Here is a 14,648-nt window from a genome sequence, read left to right on the forward strand (position 1 = left end):
TATAATCATGCATCGAGTACGGGAGAAATCAAAACAAATACAAACGGCAGAGATGCCGTTTGTATTTGTTTTTGGAGGAGAACAGGGGGATACATGCGCTCTCCCACCATTGGGTATTTAACAACCCCAAAACCTGGATATAATTGGATAAAAATCTAATTAATTAGGTAATTATAAAAAAAATGACCCCTGCATTATAGTAATTGTCAACTAAAAATTCCCCTACCTGTGAAAAAAAGCATATATCTTTTGTAGTGTTGTCCACAGGATAGGCCATGCTAGTAACGTATCAATAAGGAGAACTCGTTAACCTAACTGCTGTTTCGAGAGCCACTCCTTCGTCTCTTTCATACGATACGAAATTCCTTGTTTGCTCGACGTCATGATCGTTTGAAATCCTACGCCCTGCAGGTCCGGAACGAGCTTTATTTTTGCCATTTTCCCCATGCCTCCATAATTTGATTTCCTTTTTATTAATATCATGCAGTTTCCATACGAAAGTAGGTAATCTGCACAAAAAAAAGCTCAGAGCGGTTGGTTTCAACTCTGCGCTTTTTTGGTTATGTGGTCATCTTTTTTTCAACTTTTCGAGCTAGTTTTAATGCACCTTGATCGATATATTTCATATAATAATGCGACAAAATAAATAAGGGCACCATGGAAACCATAAACGTAATTGCATAGGCAAGATTATAACTAAAATGATGAATCACTTTACTAAACAGGAACGCGGAGAACGTATTTAGGAAAGTGAAATGAATGAGGTAAAGGGAAAATGAAATCTGTCCTAAATAAGCAAACGGTTTCCATCCAAACACATGCTGCAGCACTTTTAAACGAAGCAGAGCAAACAAAATCATAGCAGAACCTAGGGTTCGTGCAAAAAGTCGTGGATCGATGTTAAATTGAATCCATTCATTGATATTTTTTGTCCACTCTTCTATGGGTTCGTACATAGTCCCCATTAATGGAGTATAAGGCGCTGAACCTAAGTAAATCCCCATTAAAAGCACAAGTACTGCCGCTATTTTACTTTGGACCCATTTGTGCCTGAGCAAATCGGCAAGCAGCATTCCCCACAAAAAAGCGACAAAATAGGTTTGTATAAACGCGATGGATAAGACCACATAAACAATCCATCTTTTTTTCACTCGTCCAAATAAAGCAAGAAAACCGAAAATTAAAAAAGAACCTAATAGCTCATAGCCCATTGTCCAAAGGACGGGATTGTAAGGATGTGCATTAAAACGGAAAAACGGATCAAAAATAGCAGCCTTGATAACGGTATATACATTTGTATCTAAAGCGTAGTAGTTCTTTTTCATATCCGTCCATGTTGTTCCCCATATTTCTTGGAGATGAAAGGCATTCGTTATAATTGCTAGATACACAAGCAATACGGATACCGCTGACGGCACGGCAAGCCGAATGTACCTTCGTATGGCGATGGAATGCAACAATTTTTGAAAGGTCTCACTAGCGAGCTCTTTTTCAAACATTTTGACACTGAGCACATAACCACTTAGCACAAAAAACAAACAAACGGCAAATTGTCCATTATAAAATAAATTAATCGGAGAATGTCCGTACCAGATATCCCATTCAAAATGAGCTTGTTGCGGTCTTCCATTTAACGCAGCTGGATAAAATACTTGTATGTAGTGCGAAATAACCACGGCAAATGCCGCGAGTCCCCTAATGCCATCCAAATAGAATATCTTTTTTTCGGATGTCTCTTTATTCATTATTCCCCCTTCTTTCATGAAAAGAACTATTATAACATGCGACGCTGCGCGATTAATACACATCGTGAACCATTTTTTTAATTCCAAATGATACCATACAGCAATTGTGGTTAAATATATATGTTCTTGTCTCTCGACATTTGTCCGATTGAAAACACAAAAACCCGCGGGCCAAGTTCTTTTCGTCCGATGAATTGTCGGACGAAAAGAACTTGATCCTTTAAGTAAGGGCACAGCAGCGCCCCGACTCCGGTTCACCATTTCGCCAGTACAGCCCCCAAATATGCTATCATCAAATCTGTAATTCATTTCTTTCAAATAAGAAAAATAAACAAACAAAACGGCATCTCTGCCGTTTGCCGTTTGTGTTTAAAGTATTGGTGGATCCTAGGGGGATCGAACCCCTGACCTCATCGCTGCCAGCGATGCGCTCTCCCAACTGAGCTAAGCCCCCTTGATAAATTTTCATGCTGGTATTCAATTCTTTTGACGATATGCGCTACCAGAAGCAGGTTATGCTCGATGAACCCGAAACCGTCCATATGATCATGCAACCTAATGCGGCAAGCACCCGTTAAGTAAACAGAGAGTCAAAAATGACGGGGGCGAGTTAATTGAAGGTTCTGATTCCGATCATGGTCCTTGTACTTCTACTAATCGCTTGCTCTGGTAGCAACGAATTACCGATTGAGCGTTCTGCTGCTACTGCATACATCGAAGAAAAAGGATACAGAGTCATCTCGTACGAAGGACAGTCAGCAAACTATGAGCTGACCAAGGAGAAGTTAACCCAGCTTCCCTATATGATGTATTGGGGGCTGCAGTCCGTTGACCCCGCCGACTATATCGGCAAGATCATTAATGTAGAGAAGTTTATCGTAACAAACCATCCCCTTTCCAAGGGTAAGGTTGAAGTGTATGTCTATGAGGCACAAGGCATGCCCATCGGCGGAACCTCTGTTCCGCACGGCGATACGTCGGATGGCGGTTACTGGTCGCTGGAAGGCAAGACGCTGGAAGAGCTGCAACCGAAGTCTTTCCAAGCTTGGCGAGAAGAATGGGTAAACAAATTTTCAGAATAAATAGCGAGTCCCGTGCAAAAAAAGACCATATCGAGCACAGCTCTATTATGGTCTATTCGTTAACTTAACGTTCACGCAAGCTCTTCAAAGCACCGCTCCACGCTATCACCTGATCCAACATGTCGTTTATGTTCTTCGGTTGCACATCGGCTGGTTTGAACGCTTTGTACTGCTCGAAATCCGTGAAGAGGGAAAAGGCTGGATTGGCGCGGACATCGGCTACCGACAGTTCGCCCAATATTCCACGCAAATGCTCTGCAGCGCGGGTGCCTCCTGTCGAGCCATAGCTTACGATACCGGCTGCCTTATTGTTCCATTCTTTGTAGGCAGAATCTAGCGCGTTCTTCAAGGCGCCGGTAATGCTATGGTTATACTCCTGTACGATGAAGACATACCCGTCGAGCCGATCAATTGCTTGTTGCCAAGCCTTCAAGCCCAGCTCGTCACCGTTTCCTTCCCCGTAAAATGGCAATTGATAATCACAGATATCTACGATTTCGTATTCCGCATCCACTCGTTTGTCTGCTATCCCTTTCACCCATTCGCCTACTTGCGGACTAAGCCGTCCTTGCCTTGTGCTTCCAAGAATAATGCCGATTTTCAATTTGTCCTTATCCATTGTTGTTCTCCTCCTCGTTAGTTAATCCATAGTAAGCACGATTTTGCCGCGACCGTGCCTTGTCTCGATTAATCGGTGCGCTGCTTCGACTTGTTCGAGAGGGAACGTCTGACGTATGGTCGTACGCAGCTTACCGCTAGCATGAAGCTCGGCAAGCTCCGCGAGCCTGGCCGCAGAGCGAACGCCGCGAACAGCAGGGATGCCAAGCTCCTCGATGAGGTCGTACGCAACAAACGTACAGATTCGGTTTCTATCCTCCACCAATTGGACCGATGCCCGTACACCTTCAGCACCGGCCGTATCGAAGGCGGCGTCAATACCTTCGGGAGCGAGCGCACGTACCCTCTCGACCAGCCCCTCTCCGTAAGTAACCGGAATAGCGCCTAGTGAGCGAACATAATCGTGGTTGCTCTCACTTGCCGTTCCGATAACCGTTTTGGCTCCCCACAGCTTCGCAAGCTGCACGGCATAAGCGCCGAGCGAACCGGCGGCGCCATGGATCAGAATGGTATCGCCTTGATCAACGCCGATGGCCCGAAGCGCGATATAAGCGCCTTGGCCGTTTCCTGTCAAGCCGCCTGCTTCTTCCCAAGTCATACTCTCCGGCTTCTTAACGATCTGATCCTGTCCGACAACGACATATTCGGCATAACAATTCAACAATGCGAAACCGAGCACCTCGGTGCCAACCGTAAATTCAGCGACACCTTCCCCTACTTGATCCACAATGCCCGCGAATTCATTTCCTAGAATTTGCGGTAACTGAACCGTCACTCCTTGCGGAGTCCAGCCGCCGCGCACGCTGCAATCGTAATGCTGCACGCCGGCCGTTTTGACACGAACCCTTACTTGTCCAGGCCCCGCCTGTGGATCCGGAAACGTCATCACCTTCATCACTTCTGGACCACCGTATTCACTAAACGCCGCTGCTTTCATTCCTGTCTCCTCCTTGAATTGAATGTTAGAAAATGATCAACCTTTGACCGCTATATGATCGCGTACCAATCTGCCGAGCTTAAACCGATAAAGCCCTAGAATACACACATGCATAATTCCTAGAACAAGATAAAGATTGCTGTATACGAATGCGTTCGGTTCCGTAATCATCGGATTCCATCGCATGCTGGATCCGTGATCGACGATCTTCCCATATAGGCTTGCAGAGACGGCACCAGCCATAAAATTCGACATGGCCAGCAATCCCATCCCTATGCCAATCTGCTCCTTTGCCATCGTCCGAGATATTTGATTGGACAAAGCCATGTATAGGAATGACTGACCCACGACACCGAAGATCAGAAAACCCGCGATAATGGCCGGCGATTGTTCCGCGAATGAAGACATGAAGCCAAAGCATAGCAACAACATGGCGGAAGCAGAGAAAAAAAGAAACGGTATTCCTTTCACATCCGCCAGCTTGCCGCCCCTCCTCCCCAATATCGCAGCAATCACAGCGGCTGGCATCATTACGAAGCCCGCCGTTCCACTATCCAAATGATGAACCTGACTCAATAGCTGCGGGGTTAAAAAAAAGAGCGAATACCCGATGCCCGTTGCAAGAAAGGCCAACGTTAAACCTAACGAATACCCTTTGTTGCGAATTAAGCCCAGGGGAACAAAAGGCTCAGCCGCTTCCCGGATTCGCAGAACAAACAAGACGAACAAGGCCAAACAGCCAATGACCGCCAACCAAGCTTCATACGTAATAGCAAGTAGCAGCAATGCTGCTGCTCCCACGAGCAGCCCGCCTCCAATCCAATCGATACGACCCGCTTTCACGCTCTCATCTTTCAGAAACTTTCGATAATACGGCAACGCAATTAATGTCAGTATTGGCATGAAGAACAGCCATCGCCAATGGAGGGAACTGACCACAAGTGCGGCAACGACCGGACCAAGCGCACTTCCGATCGACATCCCGGTCATTGCAATTCCCAAAGCTCGACCGCGCTGCTCTTCCGGATAATAGCGTACGGGAATGATGCTTGCCACAGCCGGAATGACTGCTGCTCCAGCAGCCTGTATAATCCTGCCGAGGAGAACCATCCAGTAAGTTTGAGCGATCAAACCGAACATGGAGCCAAGTGCCAACAAGACCCATCCAAACGTCAATACGTTTTTCAATCTATACGTATCCGCCAGCTTTCCGTAAATAACGGTCCCGATCGCGTAGACCAGCAAATAACCGGATGTCACCCAACTGACTTGGGCAATGGAAAGCTGAAACTGTTCGGCAATATCCGGCAATACGATGTTGAACATCGTTGCGCTCATGACAGAGATGACAAGCGTAAATGCGAGAATGTATATGATTTTTTCCCCTTGTTGCTTCTTGGCTCGTCTTTCCACTCCTCTAACCCTCTTTCTATGCACAAGCTTACTTCCCGGGAAAGCATGACATATTTTCACTTGCGTAATGCTATTTTATAGCCGATAATCAATAATTAAAAATACATCTTTGAACATATATCTTATTCCATTAAGTATATAAGAGGAGGAAACGACCGTGGAAATGTTGCAATTGCGGTATTTTCAGAAGGTAGCCCGAATGGAGCATATGACGAAAGCCGCTCAAGAGCTGCAAATCGCACAGCCCGCTCTAAGCAAAACGATTGCTCGGCTGGAGGAGGACCTTGGCGTGCCTCTATTCGACCGCATCGGAAAGCAAATTAGGCTGAACTCACTCGGCAGAACCTTTCTGGAAAAGGTGGATGCGGCGCTTGAGCTGCTCGAAGAGGGTCGTCGCGAAGTGTCTGATCTGGGAGGCCTGGAGTATGGCAGCATTCGACTGGCTATGACGACGCTTGATCGCTTATCAGATCCGCTCGGCGCTTTTCTTACGCTGTATCCCGACGTCAATATCCAAATCACGCAAGCGTCGACGGAGGAAATGGCCCGAATGCTGGAGGCTGGAAGCATCGATATCGGTTTTACAGCAATACCTATTGAACAAGCCGGATTGACTTCTGCCACTGTTCTCAAGGAAGATGTTTATCTCGCCGTCCCCCGCGACCACCGCTTCGCCAATCGCAGCTCGATTCGTCTCAGCGAAGTAGGCGACGATCCGTTTATCGGATACAAGGAAGGCTATGCCATGCAGAAAGTAAACAATAATTTCTTCCGGCAAGCCGGCATATCGCCGAAATTCGTCTGCCAGGTAGACGAACCCGCGGCTATCGTCAGCCTCGTTCGCGCAGGACTAGGCGTAGCTATGTTCGGTTGCAAGAGCGGTGAAGAGGCCGGCCTTAAGCTGCTGCGGGTCGAGTCGCCTGCATGCCAGCGGAGCTATCGGGTCTATTGGTCGGAGAACCGCTATTTTTCACTGGCAGCTCGCAAATTTCTTGCCTTTATCGAAGATTATTTTAAGTAATAAGAAAGACCGTACGGAGCTTAGCTCCATGTGGTCTTATCGTACACCTATTCTTCTATTGGCTTCATCGTACGCAATACGCCATAGCTGCCGTTAACCTGCTCCTTCGGCACGAACTTGAACTTCACTTGGCTCTTGCCGATAATGAGCTCCGCTGGGATCGGGTAATGATTACTCAGTCCATCCATGCACTTGTCTGATCTACCGTCTTACGACCAGTGACCAGCAACTGCACCCCCATCATCACCACAATAACAGCAAGCATCGCAACAAGCGCAGCCATAAAGCTCCCGCTACTATCATAAATCGCCCCAATTAATAAGGGGCCCATTGCGCCTATGATGTAGCCGCCACACTGAGACATCGCCGACCATGCTCCTGCTTCCTCTGGCGTGTCTGTCTCGACAATCGGCAGCATAAGCGCCAGTGGAAACAACCCTCCTGCCCCAATGCCTAGCAATATTACAGCTGGCAGCATGGGCAGATGGAAAAGCAGCATAACAATCCCGATTAGCTCAGACACACTGCAAAAGATCAGATAAAATCTCCGTTTCCCAGACCTGGAAACAAGGAAGGGAATCGTTAACGATACAGGAATTTGAATAATCGTAAAAACGGTAAGAAGCATTGCCGCGCTTGCTGCGCTGTACCCGAAGTTAAGGGCAATCGGTGAAATCCATGCCGTAACCGAATAAAACATACTGGCCATTAATCCAAAAAATAAGGTCAACAGAACTGCTTTTTTATTGCGGATTGGCAGCTTGGAACTAGATCGTACCAAGCTTTCCTTGTTACCCTTATTCCCCTCACTCCCCCTGTTCCCAAGAAAAGCCGACCAAATGATTAATGCCATCACACCTAAAATAGCCCAGCATGATAAAGTCAGCGTCAAACTGTGATTACTACGATTGTATAAAGGTATGGCAAATGCAGAGGCAATGGCTGCCCCTACGGTCATCGAGGCGGAATAAACACTTACAATCCCGGGCTTTGTGGGGAAATACTTCTTTATAAAGCCGGACAGCAGCGGCCCTGCCAAGCTGATCCCGATTCCGCCAACTAGCGCACTTACAACCAGTATAAAGACGGAGCTAACGATCCCCCGCAAAGCGGTTGCCCCTGTAATGAGAAATAATGCAATAAAAATAGTTCGCTCAAGCCCTACTCGATCACGTAATACCGTTGCCGCTGGAGCAAAAATTCCCATGCATAATACAGGCAATGTCGTTAGCAGGCTTGCGGTCAGCCCACTCATGGCTAGATCATTTTGCATCGTACGAAGCAAAGGCGCAACCGATGTAATAATCGGTCTTTGATTTAAAGCTGCGATAAATAAGGCTAACAATAAAAAATACTTTTTCATAGGTGCTGCCTCTCTCTATTTAGCTTTGTAACTCTTCATCAAGTATATGGCGCCACGTTTCATTGATCAATCCTATAATTTATATTATTATGATAGTAAAATACTATCATTCAAAGGGGCCGCTGCATGGACAATCGAAATATACAGTACTTTATGGCCGTATTTGAGCTGCTTCATTTTACGAAGGCTGCCGAAAGGCTTGGCATCTCACAGCCTACATTAAGCCAGCAAATTCGCATCCTTGAAGCGGAGCTGGGCACGCCTCTTTTTGACCGCATCGGTAAAAAGGTTGTGGCAACGGAAGCCGGCAAGCTCCTATGGCATTACGGGGCTAAGATGCTGCAAGCAGAACGGGATGCCAAAAATGCGATTAAGGAGCTTCTATCTGGAGAAGGTGGCACCGTCCGTCTGGCCATGCTGCCCTCGGATTTGGATTTTCAGCTTGTCCCGCTGTTCGTTCCATTTAAGGCGAAGTATCCTCACATCCAGCTGCAGGTTTTCTCAACTATACATGTACAAGAAGAAGTGCTTAACCATAAGGTCGATATCGGCATTGGCTTGCAAGGTGCACCGGATAAAAGATTAGTCCAAGTCCCGCTTGGATCGGAGCCCTATCATCTCTTCGTTCATGCAGCAAGCGAGCTCGCTAAACGAAAGGAAATTACTCTGCAAGAGCTGGAGCAGCATTCATTAGTTATGTATCCGAAAGGCTTTCTCGGCCGTGATTTAGTGGATGAGGTTTGTTTAAAAGAAGGATTCGAATTAGCTACCGTTATGGAAACTAGTTCAGCTCATTCGCTGCTGCAATTAGTTTCTGCTGGGGTAGGCGCTGCTATACAGCCGAAAGGCTTGCTTCGTCAATTTCCAGAACGCCTGGATATTGTAGCTATACCATTTACAGGGCCTACGCCTGTACGCCATATGGAGCTCATGTACTGTACGGATCGATTTATTAGCCGCTCTCATCGCCAATTAACGGAGTGGCTGATTGATTTTTTTCATGGGAAAAATAGTACATAAACCACCTCATTAAGAAGTGGTTTGCAGCCTATCGAGAAACCCGGTCCTTTTCATGACCTCGGGTTTCTTTTTTATTTTCATGCACACTCTACAATGTAACGTTCACAATTCCGAAAAACTTGCCCATTGTGCATATTTGCATTTTGGGCAATAATATTCATAGAAGTTATATAAAAATATACTTTCACTAGTTGTACCGATTTAAAAGGAGGTGTACTCATTGATTGCTAAACAAACCTTGCGTGATAGGAAAAAAGAAGCCACGGCCTCTGCCCTGGCCGAAGCCGCATTCGAGCTCGCGCTTGAAAAAGGTTTGGATGGCTTCGTAGTCGACGACGTTGTGCAGCAGGCCGGATATTCCAGACGCACGTTCGCCAACTATTTTTCCTGCAAAGAAGAAGCCGTTGCTGCCGTCGCTGTCCCAACAACGAGTGTAGAGGAATATGAGAAATTACTTGCGGGCTTGCCACAAGCAGCAACACCGCTTGATGTGTTGTACAGCTTGATGCAGATGCAGTTTACTGCTGAGTTTCTGCTTAAAATACGCAAATTCATCTCCCTTTCGAAGCAGTACCCCACACTTGAACCGTATATCCTGGGTGTGTTCCGCCGTTTGCAAATGGCAGCTCAGGAAGCATTGGAACCCTTCGCCCACGGACGTTATAAAGATGGGTATACCCATCTTCTAGTCGGCGCCGTTTATGGTGCGTTTGTGCCGATACTTGACGGCGGTCTGAACGTCCTGCTTCCGGGTGAGACAGAAGCTGAACCGACAGATGCGATCCCATTCGATCAATATTTAAATTCGATGTTCGAGTATTTGCGAAAGGGTTTCTAGCCACTACTGACCACCATTCATCATGATATAAAGGAGATTAACATCACATGTCAACATTTTTGTACAAGTTAGGGAAATCCGCTTACGACAAGCCATGGCAGTTCCTCATCGGCTGGATCGCCATTCTTGGAATTGTAATCGCTATGCTCGCAGTCAACGGCATCCATTCCAGCTCTGAAATGAAAATTGCCGGTACAGAATCGCAGAAGGTACTCGATCAACTAACGAAAGAGCTTCCCGAAGCTTCTGGCGGACAAGCCAGCATTGCCTTTACGGTTCCTGAGGGTGAACGTTTGGACACGCCGGAACGTTTAGCTTTAATCCAGAAGGCTGTTAATGACGTTTATCATGTAGACTATGTCATTAATCCTGCCAAATTGGCTGCGGAAGCTGGCCTTTCGGCTTCTGAGAGCAGCCAAATGGGCACCGCGGCTGCACAAGCAAACCAAGGAACACAAACAAACCAACCAAGCACCGCTGAAATACCTCCTTATGGCCCTTTGATGGTAGATGGCGTTCCGGTTATAGGGGTCATGCTCTCGTCTGACGGCAGTCTCGCCCTGTTCCAGTTCCAATTCACCGAGCAGCAGGCTTCATTGCCTAAATCCGTTCCGGACGCCGTGGTGAACGCCGTCGCAGCCGTCGAGCAGAACAATTCCGGCATTACAGCTATACCTAGTGATTCGCTTAAGAGCACGCCAGCCATAGGCTCGACAGAAGCAATCGGGCTTCTCGTTGCAGCCGTTGTACTCATTATTACGCTTGGCTCTGTTGTTGCTGCGGGTCTGCCGCTGCTTACCGCTCTTTTTGGCGTAGCGATTAGCATTGGAGGCGCGTATGCCCTCTCGAAATTTATCGCGATCAATGACATAACGCCTATTTTGGCAATCATGATTGGACTGGCTGTCGGTATCGACTATTCCCTGTTTATCGTGAATCGTCAGCGCCGCATGATTTTAGACCAAGGCTTAAGTGCGCGTGAAGCTGCGAGCAGAGCTGTAGGTACAGCTGGCAGCGCCGTATTTTTTGCAGGCTTAACCGTTATTATTGCTTTGTTCGGCATGCTCGTTATTGGCATTGAGTTCTTGTCTACGATGGCAATGGTCGCTGGAGTGACGGTTTTCGTTACTGTGCTGCTAGCCCTGACTCTTCTGCCTGCTCTGCTTGGTTTCGTAGGTGAACGTATTTGCTCGCCTAAAGTCCGCATGAAAAACAGCAGCACAGACCATAAAGCTCAGCATGGATTCTCGATTCGCTGGGTTAAGGGAACGGTGAAATATCGCTGGCTTATTATTATTGGAGTGATCATCGTTCTAGGCACGGCTGCAATTCCGGTTACGAAAATGGAGCTCGGAATTCCCTCTGGCGCCTCGGCAAACCTGGACACGGCTGCAAGGCAAAGTTATGACGCGATTTCCAAAGGCTTCGGAGAAGGCTTCAACGGTCCTCTGCTTCTGGTGGGCGAGCCGCAAAATGCCTCCGATACATTTACTCCTGAAAAACTCGGCAGTCTCGTTCAGGAGCTTCAAAAGCATGACAATGTTTCACTCGTAACACTGATGGGTGTGAACAAAACTGGCGATATGGCGATAATTAGCCTGATTCCCAAAACAGGGCCAACGGACTTGGCAACGAAGGATCTAGTAAACGATCTGCGTGCCCCAGAATCAAGCATTGCGCAAAATAATGATGTAAAGCTGGGCGTGACCGGATTCACCGCTATTAATATTGATATGTCGTCTAAGCTGTCGGAGGCATTCCCTCTGTATGTCGGCATTATCGTCATTCTGTCCATCATTATTCTGCTCTTGGTGTTTCGCTCGATCATCGTTCCGATTAAAGCGACGGTCGGATTCATTCTCAGCATACTTGCAACGTTCGGCCTTACAACAGCCGTTTACCAGTGGGGATGGATGCATTCACTCTTCGGCTTTGACACAGGCGGCCCGCTGCTCAGCTTTATGCCTATTCTTGTCACCGGTATTCTTTACGGACTAGCGATGGACTATCAGGTCTTCCTAGTAAGCTCAATGCGTGAGTCTTACGTTCATGGTCATAGAGGAACGGACAGTGTCGTTCACGGCTATGATCTAGCCAGCCGCATTGTTCTTGCTGCTGCTGTCATTATGGTATCCGTCTTTGCCGGATTCATTTTCGCACCTGATGCCATGATCAAACAGATCGGCTTCGCGCTGGCTATAGGCATCCTTATCGATGCATTCATTGTCCGTATGACACTGGTTCCAGCTGTCATGGCTGTCTTCGGAGATAAAGCTTGGTGGCTGCCAAAATGGTTAGACCGTATTCTGCCTAACCTTGATGTTGAGGGTGACAAGCTGATTACCGCACTGAATGCTCAGAGCAGCAGCGATAGCAAGACGAAGGCGAACAAGCCCGCATAACGATCAACATTTTCATACCCTCTATATTGTAATCTCGATTGGAAATGGGTGATGTAGCTTTCTCCTTTCATCCCCATGGCATTCCGCCAATAAAACAAATGAACCACGTCCATAGGATGTGGTTCATTTGTTTTATTGGCGGAAGCGTCTATCATATAGTTAAATGCCCTGCCACAAAAAAATGGTTATCCTCCAGTCGAAATGAAGGATAACCTACGGATTCGATATATCCAGGCAATAGGGCCGCATAAACGGGGCTATTGGGCGGCAACCCGATACTTATAAACATCGATAATGCGAGCCATTATGATATTCTTTTTCTAAACCTAATCATTCGCATACTTCCCCCATCTTTCGACTTGCCATGTTAAAATAAAGCTTACCTATAGGCTAATCATACTTACTTATTTCATATAAATCATAGTATCCAAAGGGATGCATTTTGTTATGGCAAAGGGGAAGTTTGACATGATCGAGGAGCATAACGACCAAATAGAGCAAGTCACTTTAGGGGATCGAATCAAGCGGATGGAAAGCCGTTTCTTCGTTGGCCGCGAGCAGGAGAAAAGCTTGTTCATCAGCTTTGCTCGGAAAAACCATCATCATGAACGAATTCTCAATATTTACGGTACTGGCGGTATTGGCAAAAGCTTTCTACTCGATGAATATCGCAGATTGGCTGAACATGTTCAAAAATTTTGAGTTTATTGCATGCATCCGCAAGTGAAAAAAGAACCTCATCCTATCGAAAGCTGCATCACAAGTTTAAACCGGATAGCTGAAGAGAAACGTCTCGTCATTGCGATAGACACGTATGAGGAACTGAATGAACTCGACTGGTGGCTGCGTGAAGTGCCCGACGAATCGCTGCAAGCCTTAGTGGAGGCTGCATCACTCGTTCGAAGCTTCGATCAGGAGCTGCTGGAGTGGATGCTTGGCTTTGCAATTGAAAGCTCGCTTTTCCGCAAGCTGATTGATTTATCCTTCATTCGTCCCAGCCAAGGGGGATATTACATACATGCTCTGTTGGGCAAGGCTTTATCGAGGGAGATTCGTTCCCGTACGCCGAAGCGATATTCTAGGTTATGGCAACGAAGCATTGCTTACTATCATCGGGAGATCGTGAACAACTCATCTGAGCTTGACTTAACCGAAACAATCGCCAGCTTAATGTACGGATTAGGCGACTCCATCCTGCTCTCTACTTTCTTCGAGGAGGCTCAATTATGTGCGGAGCTATTACGACATGCAATCGGGAGAAGCGCATTCTATGGAAATTTCCGCGGAGCATGACCGAATGGCCTTCAGCCATCTGGAGCCGGCCAAGCTGATTACTCTTGGGACGGAAGTCATCCGAATGATCAAAAATGCGGAGGGGTTAACGATTGGGCTTGCCGTATTTATTCCGATTCATCGTGACTCTCTGGATTATTTGCAAGCCTTGCCGGTATCCAGACATTATTTTGCTACACTTAGTGAACAACAGTTGCAGCCGTATCGAAGCGCTCCCGACCAACCGGCAGGCTGGTACATTTATCACGTCGATTTAAGAAAAGACAGCGGCATTCCTTCCCGTACCGCATTAATGCACCTGCTGCTCTCCCTGCTCATGAAGCAAGGAACGATTCTATTTTCAAGCCCACTCCTTTATCATCAAGAAATTGCCAAGCGGATGGGATTTCATCAGGTGGAGGGTGCCACTCATTTCGACTTCGGTCCGCTTCTTCCGTCCCCCACTTTTCTTCTGGATTTGCGCAGGGAAAAACAAAGGCAGTATTTCGACCAATTGCTCCAACAAGTAGGTGTCTCTTCAGCTCCATTACTGCCCGAAGGGATTTTCGGCTTCACGGGTAAAGAGCGCGAGGTCGCCCTTCTCGTCATGTCGACCAAGTCCATCGTGGAAATCGCTGAGAGCTTAAGTGTCACCCAAGTAATTGAAGAAGCATCTCGGCAGAATATACAAAAAAGCGGAAGTACGCGGCAAAACACAGCTTCTCAAGAAACTGATGGAGGCCGTCCACGCCCGCTAGGTGCCTGCCGTCAGCATCGACTGAACTCAAGAGGTTCGAAAATATGATTAAACGTACAGAGAAGCTTTTTCAGCGATGAAAAGCGCAGCGGTACAATTCGATGCCGTGCTCCTCCGCATTCGCTTTGTAAGTCCGGTCTACTTCCTTGCTCGGCTCCACCAAATACAATGCCACAAGGT

At 47.1% G+C, this 14,648-nt stretch carries 15 protein-coding genes and 1 tRNA gene; 8 read left to right on the plus strand and 8 right to left on the minus strand.

Annotated elements, in window-relative coordinates; all coding sequences use genetic code 11:
- Positions 1–306: 306 nt before the first annotated feature.
- The 3 genes from WH37_RS37005 to WH37_RS06875 form a co-directional block, all read right to left on the minus strand.
- Positions 307–438 (minus strand): hypothetical protein, encoded by a 132-nt coding sequence (locus WH37_RS37005; protein ID WP_269431276.1) that lies wholly within the window; start codon positions 436–438, stop codon positions 307–309.
- A 122-nt stretch (positions 439–560) separates the two neighbouring features.
- The gene (locus tag WH37_RS06870) at positions 561–1,745 is read right to left on the minus strand and encodes an acyltransferase family protein (protein WP_046229836.1); all 1,185 of its coding nucleotides are present in this window, start codon (positions 1,743–1,745) and stop codon (positions 561–563) included.
- A gap of 378 nt (positions 1,746–2,123) precedes the next feature.
- A tRNA-Ala gene (locus WH37_RS06875) sits at positions 2,124–2,197 on the minus strand.
- Between the two features lie 162 nt (positions 2,198–2,359).
- Between WH37_RS06875 and WH37_RS06880 the strand changes: the two genes are divergently transcribed.
- Entirely contained in the window at positions 2,360–2,827 is a 468-nt protein-coding gene (locus tag WH37_RS06880) for a hypothetical protein (RefSeq protein WP_231594146.1), read from the plus strand.
- Positions 2,828–2,891: 64 nt separating this feature from the next.
- Here WH37_RS06880 and WH37_RS06885 read toward each other — a convergent pair whose 3' ends face one another.
- Genes WH37_RS06885 through WH37_RS06895 form a run of 3 tightly spaced genes read right to left on the minus strand, consistent with a single transcriptional unit; the run spans position 2,892 to position 5,795 of the window.
- Positions 2,892–3,446, minus strand: coding sequence for an NADPH-dependent FMN reductase (locus WH37_RS06885; protein ID WP_046229837.1), 555 nt, complete (start codon positions 3,444–3,446; stop codon positions 2,892–2,894).
- A 21-nt stretch (positions 3,447–3,467) separates the two neighbouring features.
- On the minus strand, positions 3,468–4,382 hold the full coding sequence (locus WH37_RS06890) for an NADP-dependent oxidoreductase (RefSeq protein WP_046229838.1): 915 nt from the start codon (positions 4,380–4,382) through the stop codon (positions 3,468–3,470).
- A 36-nt stretch (positions 4,383–4,418) separates the two neighbouring features.
- On the minus strand, positions 4,419–5,795 hold the full coding sequence (locus tag WH37_RS06895; RefSeq protein WP_046229839.1) for an MFS transporter: 1,377 nt from the start codon (positions 5,793–5,795) through the stop codon (positions 4,419–4,421).
- A gap of 157 nt (positions 5,796–5,952) precedes the next feature.
- Between WH37_RS06895 and WH37_RS06900 the strand changes: the two genes are divergently transcribed.
- On the plus strand, positions 5,953–6,816 hold the full coding sequence (locus WH37_RS06900) for a LysR family transcriptional regulator (RefSeq protein ID WP_046229840.1): 864 nt from the start codon (positions 5,953–5,955) through the stop codon (positions 6,814–6,816).
- A gap of 47 nt (positions 6,817–6,863) precedes the next feature.
- Here the strand turns inward: WH37_RS06900 and WH37_RS35415 are convergent, their stop codons facing one another.
- The gene (locus WH37_RS35415) at positions 6,864–7,004 is read right to left on the minus strand and encodes a hypothetical protein (protein WP_156182253.1); all 141 of its coding nucleotides are present in this window, start codon (positions 7,002–7,004) and stop codon (positions 6,864–6,866) included.
- Positions 6,992–8,179 carry an MFS transporter gene (locus WH37_RS06905; protein ID WP_046229841.1) on the minus strand — a complete coding sequence of 396 codons (1,188 nt, stop codon included), beginning with the start codon at positions 8,177–8,179 and terminating at the stop codon, positions 6,992–6,994. Before WH37_RS06905 ends, WH37_RS35415 begins: the two co-directional genes overlap by 13 nt.
- Positions 8,180–8,305: 126 nt before the next feature.
- Between WH37_RS06905 and WH37_RS06910 the strand changes: the two genes are divergently transcribed.
- The 6 genes from WH37_RS06910 to WH37_RS06935 all read left to right on the plus strand — a co-directional run bounded on the left by WH37_RS06910 (position 8,306) and on the right by WH37_RS06935 (position 14,516).
- Complete coding sequence (locus WH37_RS06910; RefSeq protein ID WP_046229842.1) at positions 8,306–9,199, plus strand: LysR family transcriptional regulator; 894 nt, start codon at positions 8,306–8,308, stop codon at positions 9,197–9,199.
- A gap of 211 nt (positions 9,200–9,410) precedes the next feature.
- Positions 9,411–10,037: a TetR/AcrR family transcriptional regulator gene (locus WH37_RS06915; protein ID WP_414811820.1), complete on the plus strand. Its 627-nt coding sequence runs from the start codon at positions 9,411–9,413 to the stop codon at positions 10,035–10,037.
- A gap of 47 nt (positions 10,038–10,084) precedes the next feature.
- A complete protein-coding gene (locus WH37_RS06920) occupies positions 10,085–12,439 on the plus strand; it encodes an MMPL family transporter (protein ID WP_046229843.1) in 2,355 nt (784 codons plus the stop codon).
- 447 nt (positions 12,440–12,886) lie between these two features.
- Positions 12,887–13,141: an ATP-binding protein gene (locus WH37_RS06925; RefSeq protein WP_143088405.1), complete on the plus strand. Its 255-nt coding sequence runs from the start codon at positions 12,887–12,889 to the stop codon at positions 13,139–13,141.
- 21 nt (positions 13,142–13,162) lie between these two features.
- Positions 13,163–13,732: a hypothetical protein gene (locus WH37_RS06930; protein ID WP_143088406.1), complete on the plus strand. Its 570-nt coding sequence runs from the start codon at positions 13,163–13,165 to the stop codon at positions 13,730–13,732.
- On the plus strand, positions 13,668–14,516 hold the full coding sequence (locus WH37_RS06935; RefSeq protein WP_143088407.1) for a hypothetical protein: 849 nt from the start codon (positions 13,668–13,670) through the stop codon (positions 14,514–14,516). The genes WH37_RS06930 and WH37_RS06935 overlap by 65 nt, the downstream gene beginning before the upstream one ends.
- Positions 14,517–14,648: the final 132 nt, after the last annotated feature.

Source organism: Paenibacillus algorifonticola (genome assembly GCF_000971975.1).
In the GTDB taxonomy this organism is placed as follows: domain Bacteria; phylum Bacillota; class Bacilli; order Paenibacillales; family Paenibacillaceae; genus Pristimantibacillus; species Pristimantibacillus algorifonticola.

What these genes read in the sequence shown, in the direction of transcription:
- WH37_RS06870 (WP_046229836.1), bottom strand. Translation starts at nt 1,745, where the DNA reads ATGAATAAAGAGACATCCGAAAAAAAGATATTCTATTTGGATGGCATT.
- WH37_RS35415 (WP_156182253.1), bottom strand. Translation starts at nt 7,004, where the DNA reads ATGGATGGACTGAGTAATCATTACCCGATCCCAGCGGAGCTCATTATC.
- WH37_RS06910 (WP_046229842.1), top strand. Translation starts at nt 8,306, where the DNA reads ATGGACAATCGAAATATACAGTACTTTATGGCCGTATTTGAGCTGCTT.
- WH37_RS06890 (WP_046229838.1), bottom strand. Translation starts at nt 4,382, where the DNA reads ATGAAAGCAGCGGCGTTTAGTGAATACGGTGGTCCAGAAGTGATGAAG.
- WH37_RS37005 (WP_269431276.1), bottom strand. Translation starts at nt 438, where the DNA reads ATGGCAAAAATAAAGCTCGTTCCGGACCTGCAGGGCGTAGGATTTCAA.
- WH37_RS06885 (WP_046229837.1), bottom strand. Translation starts at nt 3,446, where the DNA reads ATGGATAAGGACAAATTGAAAATCGGCATTATTCTTGGAAGCACAAGG.
- WH37_RS06905 (WP_046229841.1), bottom strand. Translation starts at nt 8,179, where the DNA reads ATGAAAAAGTATTTTTTATTGTTAGCCTTATTTATCGCAGCTTTAAAT.
- WH37_RS06920 (WP_046229843.1), top strand. Translation starts at nt 10,085, where the DNA reads ATGTCAACATTTTTGTACAAGTTAGGGAAATCCGCTTACGACAAGCCA.
- WH37_RS06925 (WP_143088405.1), top strand. Translation starts at nt 12,887, where the DNA reads ATGGCAAAGGGGAAGTTTGACATGATCGAGGAGCATAACGACCAAATA.